Source organism: Flavobacterium flavipallidum, from assembly GCF_038289905.1.
Taxonomy (GTDB): domain Bacteria; phylum Bacteroidota; class Bacteroidia; order Flavobacteriales; family Flavobacteriaceae; genus Flavobacterium; species Flavobacterium flavipallidum.
On record NZ_JBBYHU010000006.1, the window covers coordinates 57,382 to 73,145 of the forward strand.

Here is a 15,764-nt window from a genome sequence, read left to right on the forward strand (position 1 = left end):
AGAATGATGATTACCTCAATTTATGCTCATTCTGTAAGGTATTAAGTAATTCTAAAACATAATTATCTCTGGCTTGAATATAAGCTACTTTAGGTATGATACTAGCACCAAGTTTTCTTTTTTCAAAAGTCGCAGAAAGACCAAAGTCAATATTGGAAATTCCGAGTTGATTGGCTCTCTTGATGGTTTGGAACAACAATTGTCTGTAGAGGTGGTACTCTTTGGCCCAATTATAATCCATTCCAATTAATTCGGGAACATAGGCATTTGTTGCATTTTTATAACAAAACATAATACCTATGAAAGAGGGTTCTTGCTGTTCTTTTAAAGATAGCACAATGAACTCCCAGTTTTTGCAGTTATTCATGTTTTCGAAAATTTCGATCGTATAAGGAAAGGTATTGATGGCCAAATTTTGAGCTTGTACATTTTTGTAGAGCTGGTGTGCTCTTTTTATTTCCTCATCTGAAAGTTGTTGTTTTACAAGCACATGATAATGGTTTTCATAGGCCAGTATTTCCTTTTTAAAATGTTTTTTGGAACGACTACTCAGGCTGTCTGCAAATTCTTCATAGGTAGACCACGGCTTATTTTGTAATATGCAGGAGTCAGGCATATTGATTTTAAAATAGCCTTGATTTTGAATGCTTTTATTCCAATGATTATCTTCTTTAAAATCACGCAGTATCAAGCGATCGGCTTGTAAGCTATTGTATTTTTCTTCAACGACATCCAGTAGGAGTTGCAGGGCTTTTTCAGCCAGCGGATGCGCCGGTTGATCATAATAATGTTTTCCTTCGGTAAATAGGCAGCCCATACTTAATATTTTGGATGTAAGATACATGGGATTGGATTTGCGAATTTCTTCCAGCTGTCTGGAAACGGATTCAGTAGCCAACATATCATCTTTCCAAATTCCAAAGGTAAAGAAGGTCATTAAAATGACTTCATCGTTCTGATCCCGGATCGTGTAGTAGTAAAAGTCAAATTGGTTGGTGATATCTTTGTGAGTAGAAAAGCAGGATTCCAAATAAAGCATGCCTTCATAATCCAATAGGTTTTGTGTTCCCATTAGCTTATTCCACAGCTTTGCATCAATAGCTTTGATCGTATTTCTTTCTTCACAATAAAGTTCGGGATCTTTGTTTGCTTTGATCTTGATTTTGTTTTTAGTTTGGATACCAAAAGCCTGATGGATTTTAATCAAACTGTTATTAGTTTCTTCCAAAGCTTTAGGGAAATGATAGCTAATGGCATCGGCTAAGGCTTTGATGTCCTCTTCCTTATTGTGAGAAGATAAGGTAATGCGGATACCGGTATTTTTTATGGGAACGGCGGGATAAATGCCGAGATTCAGAAAAAAACCTTCCTTAAAAAGGCGTTGTACAAAATTGTAGGCAGTGATTGGAGTTGCCATACCTAAGAAAAAAACTGGGGAGTCATTTTGGGACAAGATAGGAAGTTTGGCATTTTGGAGTAAATCATTAAAATAATGAATTTTGTGAGCCAGATCTTGCTGCAGGCTATTTATTTCATCTGATAAATGGATAGAGGCTGAGGCTATTGCAGCACCTACGGAAGCCGGTTCCAATTGAGCAGAGAAGGTAAGGGGACCACCAAAATTTTTTATTTTGTCTCTCAGCTTTTCATTGGAGCAGAATACTGTTGCCCCACTGGCACCAAAGGTTTTACTTAGAGTGCCAACCACCACAATATTTTCGGGAAGCGATTTAATGTTGTCAAATACGAAGCCTGTTCCGTTTTTACCTTTCCAACTCATGCCATGCACATCATCAAAATAGAGGTGAAATTGGCTGTATTTTTGGCTTAGTAGCAACAGTTCTGCAATAGGTGCATAATCACCATACATCGAATAGACACCGTCTGCCATATACCAAATCTTGTTACAGCGATTACTCAGGTTTTTGATTTTATCTTCCAGCATTTGGAGATTGTTGTGTCGAATCATTTCCACCGGAATGCCTCTTAATTTGAGCAATTGGCAGGCATTTTGCACACTCCAATGCACCTGATGGTCCAAAATTACCCCATCTTCATCTCTGATCAATGTGGGAATCACGGCCAGATGCCCTAAGGTACTATTCTTAGTAATGATAGGAGGAATGCCATACATTTTTTCAATTTTTTCTTCCAATTCAGTATATAATGGATGAGAAATATAGGATTTGGAAAGCGGGAATTGCGTACCATAAGCTTCTATAGCCCGAATGGCAGCCTGCTTTAATCGGATGTCCTGTTCCAGTCCCAAATAGCCGGTGGTACCAAAATGAAACATCTTTTTTCCTTTGATTTGTATGGTTCTACCTGTAAAGGATTGGTCTTCTGCGTATAGATGTAAAACGCCCACTTTTTTAGCGGCAGATAGAACATCATCGACAGTGTCAATAAAATTGTTGTGTTTGATTTTTGCCATTTTGTTTCGATTTAGTATACGTGATGAAATGAGATTAAAATTCACGATAAAAACCGAGAGAACTTTAGTTCAATTTTTATTACTCCCAAATTGACAACTTATATTCCTGAATTGACAACAAAGTATTTATTTTACAACTAATAATCCTGAATTAACAATTCTATTGTTATAAAATGTTTTTATTTTTGTTAAATCGCTATTTAAATTTAACAACAGAAGCAGGACTCTATTTGTCAGGAAGCGTATACAGCTTCAAAAAAACTGATTTTTTTTTAATTGAATAGCATCTTTTTTAAAAGTCCGAAAGCTTCCATTTTTATCTTATGACTGGAGTGTTGTAGCTCTGGATTGGTCTTATTCTCGCCTTTTCCTTGGTTGTTCCCATAAGATAATAGTACCAAAGTAGTATAAATGCAGTTAACAAAGTACTATGGAAATGTCATTTAAACAAGAAAGAATTGTACCGATTTATAAGATGCTGTTTGAGATGGCCAGAGGAAATTTCAATACCAGTATCCCGTTAGCCGCTATTAATGATGAATTAGAAACCCTGGCGGTTTTGTTAAATATGGTAGCTGAGGAAATGAGGGAATCCATTTTTCATGAGGGTTATGTTAGCACACATCATGAGAACAAAGAGGTGAATCACATCGCTTTTATTTTAGATAAAAGGCTATTTATAAAAAGTTTTACAGCTGAAATAAGTTTCTGTTCCGGATTTGAGGGATCCCGATTATTGGGAAATTCCATCGAAGGTATTTTAATTGGATCAAGCTTCAAAAAATTAGAGAAAGTCATTCAGGAATTGTCAGATACACCTACGAGCATGCTTTTGGATTTCATAACGAAAGAGCAAATGCTAGTCACAGTTAATTGTAGTATTGTTCGACTAATTGATCAGGAAGACATCCTATTACAGTTTAACCGTATAATTAGGCAACAGCCTTATGATCCGGAGGTCAATACGAAAGGGCAGCATAGTATCACAAAGATCATGAAAGCAGATGCCATTTTGATTCAAAAATTGTACGACTACATAATGGCACATTTGGAAGAACCGCTTCCGTCTATTAAAGAATTGTCGCGGCAATTTGGTACTAATGAGTACAAACTGAAATCCGGATTTCGGTATTTTTTTAAAACCAGTATATATCAGTTTTACAATGAAGAGCGATTGAAAAGAGCTTTCTTTATGATTGAGCATACCCAAATTCCATTAAAGAATATTTCGGTAATGAATGGATTTAATAACTATCCCAATTTTTCAAAAGCGTTCAAAAAGCGATTTGGGATATCACCCTTCGAAGTAGTCCGAGTTGATGATGGAAATTTATAGGCTGTTTCCTTGCAGCAGCTCTGATTGTTTACCGGGATTTCCTCTTATTTAGTTTATCCTTTTTAACCAAATGTTACTCCATATTAAACAACTGTTATTGATTTGAAGTTCAGAAATTTACATTATTAAAAAAATGGGAAGCTATGAACTCGGAAAACAAGTTGCGAAAAGTAGGTATTGAAAGCATTTGTTTGCTTTATGTAGTGCTGTTTGTATATGCAGCGGTAAGTAAACTTTTGGATTTTGAAAATTTTCAAGTGCAGTTAGGACAGTCGCCTTTGTTAAGTGCCTTTGCCGGATGGGTATCATGGGGTGTGCCCCTATTAGAAATAAGTATTTCAATTTTGCTTTTATTTTCCGGCTTCCGTTTACTGGGTTTGTATGGAGCATTTGGATTGATGCTGATGTTTAGTACTTATATTGTCATTATTTTAAACTTCAGTCCTTTTATTCCCTGTTCCTGTGGTGGAATTTTAGAAAAGATGGGATGGAGCAGCCATTTGGTCTTTAATATAGGATTTGTCTTTTTAGCACTATTAGCTATTTTATGGTATCCAAGGGCATCGTCCAAGCAACAAGAAACAAAGAAAACAATGCTATACGTATCGCTTGTTTGTATTGGAGCCATTAGCATCGTAGGAGTACTATTCCAGTTATCAGAAGACATTATCCACCATCGTAATAATTTTGTTCGTCGTTTTCCACATCATGCGGCAGTATTCCAATATAAATATGATTTGAAACAGCCCAGTTACTACATTGCAGGAGTAGCTAATGGAAATATATATCTGGCCAATCATGTAGCTCCTTTAGCTATTACTGTTCTGGATAGCAGCCTGAAGCAAAAGCATTCGTTCCGGATAGAACTACCTGAAAATTCTTTTGAATTTCATTCGGTGAGTGTACAAATCAGACCACCGTATTTTTATTTGTCAGACGGGACTGTTCCAGTTATTTTCAGAGGTTCGATGACTGACTGGAAGGCAGGGATTTGGATGAAAGGAGCTGCTTATTTTAGTTCAATCAGAGCTATTAGCAAAGACCGCATGATTATTCGGGCATTGAGTAGTACTTCCAGGGAAAATGTCTTAGGGACTATTAGTAAGGAAAACGGAAAAATAGCGGTTCAGCTTCAAAAGAATCTTTTGGAAAAACAAATTGACGGAGTCTTTGATACCGATGGCAAGCTCCTCTATAATGAGCAACTCGATCAAGTGATTTATAGCTATTTCTATCGTAATGAATATATCGCAACAGACTCCCTGTTAAAAATTCGGTACAGAGGACATACCATTGATACCACCACCAAGGCAAGAATTAAGGTCAGCTATATTGAGAATCATAAAATGAGTAAACTATCAGCACCACCGCTAATGGTCACTAAAAACACCAGTAGTTATGGAAACTACCTGTATGTAAATGCCGCACTGATGGGCAAGTACGAACCGGAGGAAATGTGGGACACTGCATCGATCGTAGATGTTTATGATTTAAAGGACCGTAGCTATCAATATAGCTTTTACATCAGTGACTTCAAAGCCATAAAGATGAGTGATTTTGTGATATGGAATCATCATTTAATAGGTATTGCAGGGAATACCCTTTTTGTTTACCGAATAAAGAAACATCTGCTATAATATAACAATATCAAGCATTAGCTTCTACAATATACTGCGCAGTATCAGGGGAACGATTGAAAACCTGTAACAGAGTAGATCATTCATTTAATTTTTTAAGATTATGAAAACAAAGAAATTCAATTTCGTTATTCCAATGATGGCTATAGTGTTTGCCGTCGGAAGTGCTTTCGCTTTCAATGCGAAACCAGAGAAAAGTACCTTCGTAGATGTCAATGGCTACATTCCGGGAGCATCCTGTGAAGAAACAGAAGTGGTTTGTCAGACACAAAATAATGGAATATTTTGTACTGATGCTTCTGCCAATGAATTGTATGAATTGAATGCGGCAGGAACAGCCTGTCCAAATCATTTGTACAGAAAACAATAAGGAGTATTGTTTTTTGGTATTGAAAAAGCCAGATTGGAACTCCAATCTGGCTTTGTAAAGTTGTGTAATAATTTACATTTATTCTATAGGCTCCTTTTTCAAATAATGATCAAACCAATTCTTAATGCGATTTTTAAGATCCGATTGATTATCGGGATTGGTCAGTTTATGCGGTTCATTTGGATATAAAAGCAGTAAGGCTTTTTTATTCTGCCTTCTCAGTGACATATAGAGTTCCATGCTTTGGGAAGGTACTACATTACCATCCGCTTTCCCACTCCAGAGCAGTAAAGGTGTTGTAATGTTTTCTGATTGAAAGATTGGTGAATTCTTCAAGTATCTTTGTTGGTCTTCAAAGAAAGATTTTCCCATTCGAAATTGTTGGGCCTCTATGCGCCACATATTGGAAATTTCCGTATCAGGATGAAAATGAAAATAAGTGCTAATCAAATCACTGATTCCAGCTCCGGAAACAGCCGCTTTAAAAAGGGAAGTCATGGTAAGAATACAATTGACCTCATATCCACCAAAGGAATGCCCGATGATTCCCAAATGATTCATATCCACTATTCCTTTTGCGGCAACAGCATTAATACCTGACTCTACACAATCCCATGTGGATTGTGCCGGCTTACCAATTTCATATTCGATGTCCGGAAATAATACCAAATAGCCGTCCAGATTGTAATTTATAGGATGAAAACCAAGGCCATCAAAATAATTATTCCCAAGGAAAACATGAAAATCACCAGACAATTTCTCATAAATAAACACAATCATTGGGTATTTCTTGTTTGGGTCATAGTCTTTAGGGTAATATAAAGTAGCTTGTAGAGGAGAATTGTTTTTGGAGGTGTACGAAAGCAATTCGGCTTTAGGCAGTTCATAGTTGACATATTGCGGGCTGGATTGAAAAAGGGTTATAGGTGCTTTAGAAAAGGAATTCCCTACTTTAATTCGTGGCGGGATATTGGAGGCTTGTTCCACAAAGAGATAGCTATTGTTCCGTACTGCTTTATGAAATGAAGAAGCCAATACGGCATCATAGCTGAGACGTTGTAACTTTTTGTTTGGATAGTACAGACTATAGCCGCTATTTTTGTTGGCTCCGATAGTACTAAGTACTAGACCTTTGGCAAGGGACAGGGGCGGTCTTCCGATATTAAAGTGCGAATAGGGTCTGAATTGTGGAATTTCAGAAAATGGAATTCTATAGGTAGTCTTGTTTTCTCTGCCATGGGTTATTCGCTCTGCACTACCATCCACACCCAATAACCAGATATCGTATTGATCATATAAGATGATTTTTCCATCATCAGTCCAGCAGGGATTTCCGTAGGGCATTGCAGGAGCAGGTCTGTCATAGTCAATTTCATGAAAGGGCAGCTTTAATTTTGCGGTCAGATTGCGGTGGTTATCCGTTTGGCAATCGTAAATCCACCAGTTTTTATCTTTAAAATAGCTAATGTAGCGTTCATCTGGTGAGATTCCCAGGAACTGCCGATAATATTCATATTTTTTCAGAAATAGTTTTTGAGTTTGTTTTTTAATATCGACTACATAGAGGTCGATAGGTGCATCAATTTTGAAACTGGGTTCATACTGAAGTGGGTTGAAGGCAATTCCCATATTTCTGCTTAAGCTGAGCATCAAATCAGGCAATTCGTTAGTACTAATCTTTTGTATCTCATTTGTTTTAGGATTCCAATAGACTCTTTTAGGCAGCTTTTTAGTATCTCCAGAATATCGTTGACGTGGAAATTCTAAAGGGAGACTGGTATCCCAAACTTCTATTGGTTCCGTATTGGTCTCCAATTCTGATTGTGGAGCCATATAAAAGAATATCAATTGGTCATCTGCTGAAAAAACGATTTTAGTTAAGGGGCCTGGTTTTACAAGCAGTAGGTCGTCGAGTTCCGGTTTATTGCCCGTATCCAAAATAAAGCGTTGCTGTAATTGTAGATCATAGTATAGCAACGCATAAGATGCAGGAGAGGCTTTCTTTGGTATTTCCTCTATGAAAATTAATCCCGTTCCTGCATTGTTCCATAACAGGTTGCTAATGGATGATGGTTCTTTTTCAAAGATTCGTTTCCTGCTAAAATCAGCATCCGGTTCAATAATGGAGACTCCAAGCGAATCTATGACAGCTAATTTGTTTTTTGGATTAAAGGCAAAAGAAGATACAGCTGAAAAATACTGTTTCTTGCCTTTTTTTAAATCGACAATTTGCAATCTATTTCCCTTTTGTAAAAAAGAGCAGAAGCGGGAATTAGCTGAAAATTCATTTTTAACTACATCGCTAATTGTTTCAGTCTGATTATTTTTTAAATTGACCAAAGCCATTTGTTGTGGGCTGCTGACCATTGCCCAATTGCCATCCGGACTAAATTGCATGTCCTTTCCTTTGGGGAAGGAGAGTCTTTGATTATTCGCTGTATTTTGAATAAAAAGGCTATCCTGATCGTTTCTGTAGGATAGCACGAAGCTGATCCATTGCCCATTGTCACTTATCTTTTCTCTGATCAACCCTGGCCATTTATGAAATTCAGCTGCTGTTAATGGTAGCTTCTTTTCTTGTGCATAGCCATTAAAAATGAGAAATAGGAATATTATTAAGCTATTTGTTTTTGAGATTGATTTGTTCATAGGATTAGTAACCTGTATTTTGAGGTAATAGATTTTTGTTTAATAGAAGTTCTGCTTCCGGCAGCGGCAATAGGATTTGGGTATTTTCCCAAGCCGGTTTTACGGGACTAAGTACGGCATCCGCCTCGCCGGCCCTTTTAAGATCATACCATCGATGTCCCTGTTCCAGAAACAATTCCACTCTTCGCTCTTTTAGAATGGCTTCCAGTAAAGCTTCAGGAGTAGTTGCTGTAGTATTTAGTAATCCGGCTCGGTTGCGTATTTTATTCAAATCCTCCTGAGCCCCTATTAAGTCGTTATTATGCACTCTGGCTTCCGCCCGAATAAGATATTGTTCTGCTAATCGAAACAAGATGGTGTATTCTACAGAAGTACCGGTATTGGAGTTTTTCTTGTATTTATAAGCGTGTGCCCAGGAAGAAGAGGCTTTAACGATGGTTCTGGTCCAATTTGTTTTTCGCAAATCGTTAGTTTCAAAAGCATTCATCAGATTTAAGGAAAGTGCCGGGCGGGTAGGAGGACCTGAGGTAAAAACAAAGGTTCTGGCTTCTTTGGTGTTTAGACCTGCAATTCCGGGATGTAAAGCCCAAATGATGGAGGGACTGTCTTTTAAAAAGACAGCTGTTACATCATCTTCCCAGCTGTACAAGGAATTTTCAATTACCGTCGTGGCATAGCTTTCCGCGGCTTCCCAGTCTTCGGCATAGAGCGATACTCTGGCCAATAATGCGCTAACGGTCGCTTTGTTGGGGCGCACGTGCTCTGCCGTAGGATAGCTGTTCGGGATTAATACTTCAGCCTGTTGCAGATCTGCGATGATATTTTGATAAAGTTCCTCCTTAGTAAGTTTGCTAATACTTTTATTTACATTGTAATCGGTGCTGGTGATATAAGGAATAGCACCAAAAGTATTCATCAGGTAGAAGTGCAGATAGGCTCTAAGGAACAGCGCTTCGCCCAGCAATCGGTTTTTATCTTCAGAGGCTATTAAGTCCGAATTGGTAACGCCCGTGTATACGGCATTAGCAGCGTAAATTTGATTATAAGTGCTATTCCATAAACCTGAAATGAGGGTACTGGATGGTACAATAGTATGATTATTAAAGGCCATAAGCTGTGCATTGGTACCGTAAAAATCAAGTTCGTCAGCATAGTTTCCCATCAGGTTAGTGCCTCCGTTACTCACCCCGCTGACAATGCCGTTTTCTCTCATTTGAATATAAATATCAGATAGGGCGGCAGTGGCTGTCGGTAATTCATCGAAGGTATTGGCACCTGTTAATTGAGATTGAGGAGGAGCCACTTCGATGAAGGATTCGCAGTGGCTCAGTGGCAAGCAGACTACGATGAGACTGATGATTTTAAATAGTGCTAAGTTTTTCATGTTTGATGATTTAGTGATTAAAAACTCAATTGCATGCCCAGTGTAAATTGGCGCAATGGAGGTAGAAAGAAAGCGGAATGATTCTCTGGATCAGCCCCTTTGTAATGGGTGAAGGTCAGTAAATTTTGTCCCTGAAGGTACAGTTTCGCACTAAAGTATTTCGCCCATGCAGTAGGAATGCTATAGGCTATTCCTGCTGATTTAAGTCGGATAAAAGAAGCATCACTAACGGCAGCATTACTGTCATAATACCTGTAATAAGCCTGTGTGAGTGTAGCATTTTGTCCCGTGGTGTATTGTTGAATTTCAGCTGTGCTGCCATTATCAGGAAAATGATTCAGTACATCAACAGGCTGGTTTACCATGGTGCCGGCCATTGCATTGGTATATAAATAATTATAAGCCTGTTGTTTTACAAATTGAAAAAGAAAATCTACTGTCCAGTTTTTATAGCTCAACTGATTATTGAGACCACCATAGTATTTAGGCGTCAAATCCAGTACCAGCTCCCTGTCATCAGTGGCTGTAAGCAATCCGTCATTATTAAAATCCTTATAGGTATAAGCTCCCGTTTGCGGATCAATTCCGGTATACTCATAGGCTTTTTTGATGCGTAGAGAACGTCCAATGACTAAGGAGTTGCTATAAGTAGAACTTTCTAAATCAGGAAAGGAAATTAGTTTGTTTTGGGCAAGATTGATGTTGAAGTTAGTCGACCATTTAAAATTTTTAGATTGGAAATTTTGAGTATGCAATTCCAATTCAAAACCTGTATTTTGAACCGTTGCATTTAGATTTGAATTCAGCGATGTAAACCCTGTAGTACCGGGGAAAGGTATACCTACCAATTGATTGGAAGAGCGGTTGCGATACCAGGCAGCAGTCAGATTGATTCTGTCCTGAAAGAATCCCAGCTCCAGAGCCGTTTCCAGTTTTCTATTGGTTTCCCAACCAAAATCAGGATTGTAGAGGCGTGTGGGGCTGATACCCACCGTTCCGTTGTACTGTCCACCGGTGATGGTGTAGTTATCCAGATACTGATAATCTCCAATCTGGTCATTTCCCGACGTGCCATAGCTGGCTCTGAGTTTACCAAAGCTTAGGAAAGTATCCTCAAAGAGCGCTTCTTTAGCGAACAACCAGGCAGTACCAATAGCACCAAAGTTGGCAAAACGATTCCCCGGACCAAATCGGCTCGAACCATCACGGCGTCCGGTGAGGTTCAGAATGTATTTCTCATGAAAGATACTATTGAGACGAGCAAAGATGGCGTTATAATTATAGGTCGTTTCACCATGGCTGAGCACTTCGATAAATGAGGCTGCCGCTAAATTATTGATAAGGTTATTTCTCGAAAATCCAGTACCTGATTGCACTAATTGCTGGGATTTTTGACTTTGGAAAGTAGTTCCTATCAAGGCATTCCATTTCCAGTGGTCTGTATTTCTTGTCCAGCTCAATTGAGGCTCGATGATCCAGGAATTTACTTTAGATTCGTTGACATATAAGGTAGAAGCTTCCGGTCCAATTCCATAAGTAGGATTATAGATGGTCGAAGGAAGGGTTTTGATTTCGGAAAGGTTCAAACTATTAAATCCAAGGCTGCTTTTTAGTTCAAAACCAGCCCCCAATTTGTATCCGATTTGTGCATTACTGATGAGATTGTTGGTTTTAGTCAGGTAGCTTCCATTTAAAAAAGCCAGTGGATTGCTGAAAGAGCCCTCTTCCCAGTTGAGCTTAGCTTCTGCGTCGTATAGTGCAGGTGCATTAGGGGCAAGGGTATAGGCCGAACCAGTCAGGTCTTTGCCCGGCAGACTATTACGGTCGGCAACATAGTTGGTCGTTAAGGACAAATTGAATTTTCCATCTGTTGACTGATGAGAAACCGTATGATGCAAGGCACCTCTTTGAAAGTCAGCCTCACCGGGGAAAACCGTAGTTTCTTTACGATAGTTTCCACTGAGTAAAAATTGAGTGTTCGCACTCCCTCCTGAAACAGAGGCCTGAACCGTTTGGATATGAGCAGTACCACCGATGAGTACTTTTTGCCAATCCGTATATCGGTTAGGATCCCAAGTTCCGTTAAGGTCGTAGGCATTTACAGGATAAGTAGAGATACCATCATTTGCGAAAGCTTCCCGACGCATGTCCAGGTATTGACTAGTATTGAGCAGCTTCATTTTTTGAGCCACCTGACCTATTGTAGCTGCAGACTGGATGTTGTAGCGGGTCTCTGAGGATTTTCCTTTTTTGGTGGTAATTAGAACCACACCATTAGCACCACGGGAGCCGTAAATGGCGGTAGCATCGGCATCTTTTAATACTTCGATGCTTGCAATGTCAGCCGGATTGATACTGTTTAGTGGGCTGGTAGTACCGGGCATGATACCACCAGTTAAGGCATCGTTACCCAAGGACTGGGAAGAAAAAGGAACTCCATCGACAATATAGAAGGGTTCGTTTCCTTCTGCACGAATGGAGTTAATCCCTCTAATTTGAATGCTAAAATTACCCCCCGGCATCCCAGAGGCCTGTGTAATGTTGACACCAGCCATTCGACCCTGCATGGCCGCTATGGGATTACTTATAGGGAGTTGCTCAATATCTTTCGAAGCCACTTTGGCGATACTACCGCTGCGTTCGCTTTCTTTAACCGAATAATAACCGGCGTTGATGAGGACTTCTTTTAGTGTGGTAGCATCTTCTTTCAATAGTACATTGAGGATAGTTTGCTGTGCCACAGCAATGCTAAGACTTCGATATCCAATGAAGGAAAATACCAAGGTATCATTGGAAGCGGCAGCAATCTGGTAGTTACCTTTATAATCCGAGAGTGTAGCAGCGCTTTTGTTTTTTATTTGAATAGTGACTCCGGGTAGCGCGCCTTTAGAATCGCTAATCGTACCTGTAATAATTTTATGCTGGGCATAAGTAGTTGCAAAGCACCCCAGTAGAAAAAGAAGTTGGATTTTGGGCAGTACAGCGACTGACCAAGTCCTAAAGATTGAATAATTATTCATACTTTTGAAATGGTTTTAATGAAACTTTGGTTTTGTTAGTTCTGGCTCTCTAGTATGTTTGGTCGCAGCCTAGAGGGCTTTTTTTATGTGATGTGCTTTACTGTTACATAGGCAAATAGTTTAATGGATTAAAATAGGGATTCACACTGTTTGGCTAGTTGCAGCCTAGCTTCCACAGTGTTCTTCCCATTGTTTTTTGTAAAAGTTTGCGTTTATTCTTGTAGAAGAGTAATGCGAAGAATAGATTTCTTGCCAAAATAATAAAGGCATGAGACTCTACAATATCCGATTCGGGGTACTGGTATACCTTACATGCAGATAAGAGAGCCCACGCCTAGGTCGTGAGCTTTTTACTTATCCTCTCGCATGTTAAAAATTACCAGTTTTCGAATCGAGACTCTAAGCAATAGCTTCTTATTATTAATTTGAAGTACCGCAAAAATATAATTATTTCTAATAAAATTAGAATGAGATAAAGATAAAAAATAAAATGACAAATATGTCATTGTGTGGGATTTTTTTTCTGATTCTATTTGAAATATTATGAAACAGGTTAAAAATGAACAATTATTGGTTGCTGTTAAGCAAGTTCTGAAAGAGCTTAGAGCGAAAACAGGACTAACTCAAGAGCAAGTAGCTAACAATATAAAAGTACACAAAGATTTATCTATTCATATAGGTCGTAATGAAACAGGAAATCAAGATATGACTTTAAGTACACTTTATGAATTATGTGAGTATTATAAATTGCCAATTTCAGAATTTTTTAAAAAAGTAGAAGATATAGATATTAAATTAGAAATAAAAAAGGATGCTTAGGCATCTTTTTTTGTTTATTAATGTTTCGTTTTTATCTCTTTCTAAAGTTATATTGTTTCAGAAATTTATTATATTTGAGTTATGGAATGGTATGAAATAGTAGGTTTAATCGTTGTCTGGGTTGTGGGTCTTTATCTAAGGGGTAGGATTTATGAGCATAAGAACGGCTATAAACGAAATGATAGTTGGAGGAAGAGAGATAGAGATGCTTAAGCATCTTTTTTTTATTTACGAAGTTGTCAATTCAGAATAATTTGTAAGAAAAAATAAATATATTTGATGAAGAAAAAGCGAAACAAACCTTCGCCAATCTACCCGATATTGGTTAGATTGGCGCTGTTTTGTTGCAAGTATACACAAGTTAGCGGCAACCAAGCGGAAGAACTCACAATACATGGAAAAAACTAATAAACTATTAAATGTTTGAAGATGAAATACCTTTATCAACTTTTCCTAGCATTTAATTCTACTTGGTTAATTGTTGTAGTTTATCTAATCAAAGAAAAATATGGATTCAATATCCTAGACAATTATTCGATCTATTATTCTTGGGCAATTTTTATATTCATTCCAATATTTTTAACTGCTTTAAGCTTTTTGGTTGCTTTAAAATTACCAAATGATATTTTAAGAAGTAATTCTGTTACTGAAATAGAATTAGCTAATAACAATTTTTTACCTACCTATTTGGGCTATTTTTTTGTTTCACTAGGGATTAGTGATATTCCGACATTAATAGTTGTTTTTGCTATCATTTATGTTTTTACATATTTATCGCAGACACTTTATTTTAATCCAATATTTTTATTTTTTGGGTATCATTTTTATTTTATAAAAACAGCTAGTAATGTAAAAATATTTTTAATCACAAAAAAAAAACTTAAAGTTCCCGGTGAAGATGGGTTCGAAAATCTTAAAAGAATAAACAATTATACATTTATAGACTTATAATCATTATTATGGCAAACTACATATTTGGAAAAGTAAAAAGAAAACAAAAAATGTTTCGAGTTATTGAAACAGAAACTGAAGTTTATAACACTGCTGAACTTATACTAAATGGTATAGATTATAATCCAGCAACTTTAATCGAAAATGAAGAAATTTATCAATTGACAAATTTTTCAGAGTCAGGATATTGTTTAGATTTTTTAGTAAATGAATTAAACACCGTCGAACACGATCAAATATTGAAAGCAGATTTAAAGAAACTATCGTTTATTTGCACTGTTCAAGATAATCTATATTTTTTTCAAATTATTAATTCAAGTTTCTTCATTAGTAAAAAATGGTTTTCAATTGAGGAATTAACTTTAGAAACTGAAAAACCAATTATTACAATAAATCCATTTGCAGATGCCATTTACAACAAACAAAATGACACTTTGTACTTTAAAAAATTGACCGCAGCTCAAAAAATTTTTAAAGGAATGGATCAATTATATAAAGAAGCAACAGAAGTTGAAACTCAAACCTTTTTAGAAAGCGATTTCCTTGAAGTATCACAAGATTATGGCGCAATCCAAGTTACCGTACCAAATAGAAAACGTATAGCTTTAGTGAATGAAACATTAAACAATCTATCAGATGACGAAAAAATAGCTATTTACGATTACACAAATGCTTACGGACAAGTTACATATGAGAATGGTAAATTCAAAATTGAAAATGATGATGATTTAAAATTTGTTCTATGGGGAATTGAACAAAGATTTTACACAACACAAATTGGTGGCGAAAAAAGAGTTGCAAATTCTATAATTAGTATTTAATACAATTAAGCCAGCCACTAACAGCTAGAGTTTCGTTGCGTGCGTAGCACGAACAATAAATTGAAAATCACCGAATACTAAAATAGATATGGACCAATGAGCTAAACTCCAGTTGAACGGAACCGTTTTATATCATAAGTATATAGGTTTGTATTTTTATAAATAGCTATCCTAGATAGCTGGAGGAGAAGAGATAGATAAATAATAATAAATTTAATCCTAATAACACAGGAAAAAGATGTTTAGGCATCTATTTTTTATTTATGAAGTTGTCAATTCAGTATATTTTGTAAGAAAAAATAAATATATTTGAAAAAAGAAAAAGCGAAGCAAACCTTCGCCA

General features: G+C 37.1%; 10 protein-coding genes. 6 read left to right on the forward strand and 4 right to left on the reverse strand.

Going from position 1 to position 15,764, the window contains the following annotated elements:
- Positions 1-10 precede the first annotated feature (10 nt).
- Positions 11-2,434, reverse strand: coding sequence for a bifunctional aminotransferase class I/II-fold pyridoxal phosphate-dependent enzyme/GNAT family N-acetyltransferase (locus tag AAEO59_RS04770; RefSeq protein WP_341699598.1), 2,424 nt, complete (start codon positions 2,432-2,434; stop codon positions 11-13).
- Between the two features lie 436 nt (positions 2,435-2,870).
- On the opposite strand from AAEO59_RS04770, the gene AAEO59_RS04775 reads away from it, so the two are divergent.
- The 3 genes from AAEO59_RS04775 (at position 2,871) to AAEO59_RS04785 (ending at position 5,777) form a co-directional block, all read left to right on the forward strand.
- A complete protein-coding gene (locus AAEO59_RS04775; protein WP_341699599.1) occupies positions 2,871-3,770 on the forward strand; it encodes a helix-turn-helix transcriptional regulator in 900 nt (299 codons plus the stop codon).
- Between the two features lie 143 nt (positions 3,771-3,913).
- Positions 3,914-5,407 carry a DoxX family protein gene (locus AAEO59_RS04780; RefSeq protein ID WP_341699600.1) on the forward strand — a complete coding sequence of 498 codons (1,494 nt, stop codon included), beginning with the start codon at positions 3,914-3,916 and terminating at the stop codon, positions 5,405-5,407.
- 103 nt (positions 5,408-5,510) lie between these two features.
- Positions 5,511-5,777: a DUF6520 family protein gene (locus AAEO59_RS04785; RefSeq protein ID WP_341699601.1), complete on the forward strand. Its 267-nt coding sequence runs from the start codon at positions 5,511-5,513 to the stop codon at positions 5,775-5,777.
- Between the two features lie 78 nt (positions 5,778-5,855).
- Here the strand turns inward: AAEO59_RS04785 and AAEO59_RS04790 are convergent, their stop codons facing one another.
- The 3 genes from AAEO59_RS04790 to AAEO59_RS04800 are packed head-to-tail and all read right to left on the reverse strand — an operon-like array spanning position 5,856 to position 12,788.
- Entirely contained in the window at positions 5,856-8,426 is a 2,571-nt protein-coding gene (locus tag AAEO59_RS04790) for a S9 family peptidase (RefSeq protein WP_341699602.1), read from the reverse strand.
- 4 nt (positions 8,427-8,430) lie between these two features.
- Complete coding sequence (locus AAEO59_RS04795; RefSeq protein ID WP_341699603.1) at positions 8,431-9,810, reverse strand: RagB/SusD family nutrient uptake outer membrane protein; 1,380 nt, start codon at positions 9,808-9,810, stop codon at positions 8,431-8,433.
- 17 nt (positions 9,811-9,827) lie between these two features.
- Entirely contained in the window at positions 9,828-12,788 is a 2,961-nt protein-coding gene (locus AAEO59_RS04800) for a SusC/RagA family TonB-linked outer membrane protein (protein WP_407934921.1), read from the reverse strand.
- Positions 12,789-13,373: 585 nt separating this feature from the next.
- On the opposite strand from AAEO59_RS04800, the gene AAEO59_RS04805 reads away from it, so the two are divergent.
- The 3 genes from AAEO59_RS04805 (at position 13,374) to AAEO59_RS04815 (ending at position 15,421) form a co-directional block, all read left to right on the forward strand.
- Positions 13,374-13,649 (forward strand): helix-turn-helix domain-containing protein, encoded by a 276-nt coding sequence (locus tag AAEO59_RS04805; RefSeq protein WP_341699604.1) that lies wholly within the window; start codon positions 13,374-13,376, stop codon positions 13,647-13,649.
- A 429-nt stretch (positions 13,650-14,078) separates the two neighbouring features.
- Positions 14,079-14,600, forward strand: coding sequence for a hypothetical protein (locus AAEO59_RS04810; RefSeq protein ID WP_341699605.1), 522 nt, complete (start codon positions 14,079-14,081; stop codon positions 14,598-14,600).
- An 8-nt stretch (positions 14,601-14,608) separates the two neighbouring features.
- Positions 14,609-15,421, forward strand: a complete 813-nt coding sequence (locus AAEO59_RS04815) for a hypothetical protein (protein WP_341699606.1) — start codon at positions 14,609-14,611, stop codon at positions 15,419-15,421.
- Positions 15,422-15,764 lie beyond the last annotated feature (343 nt).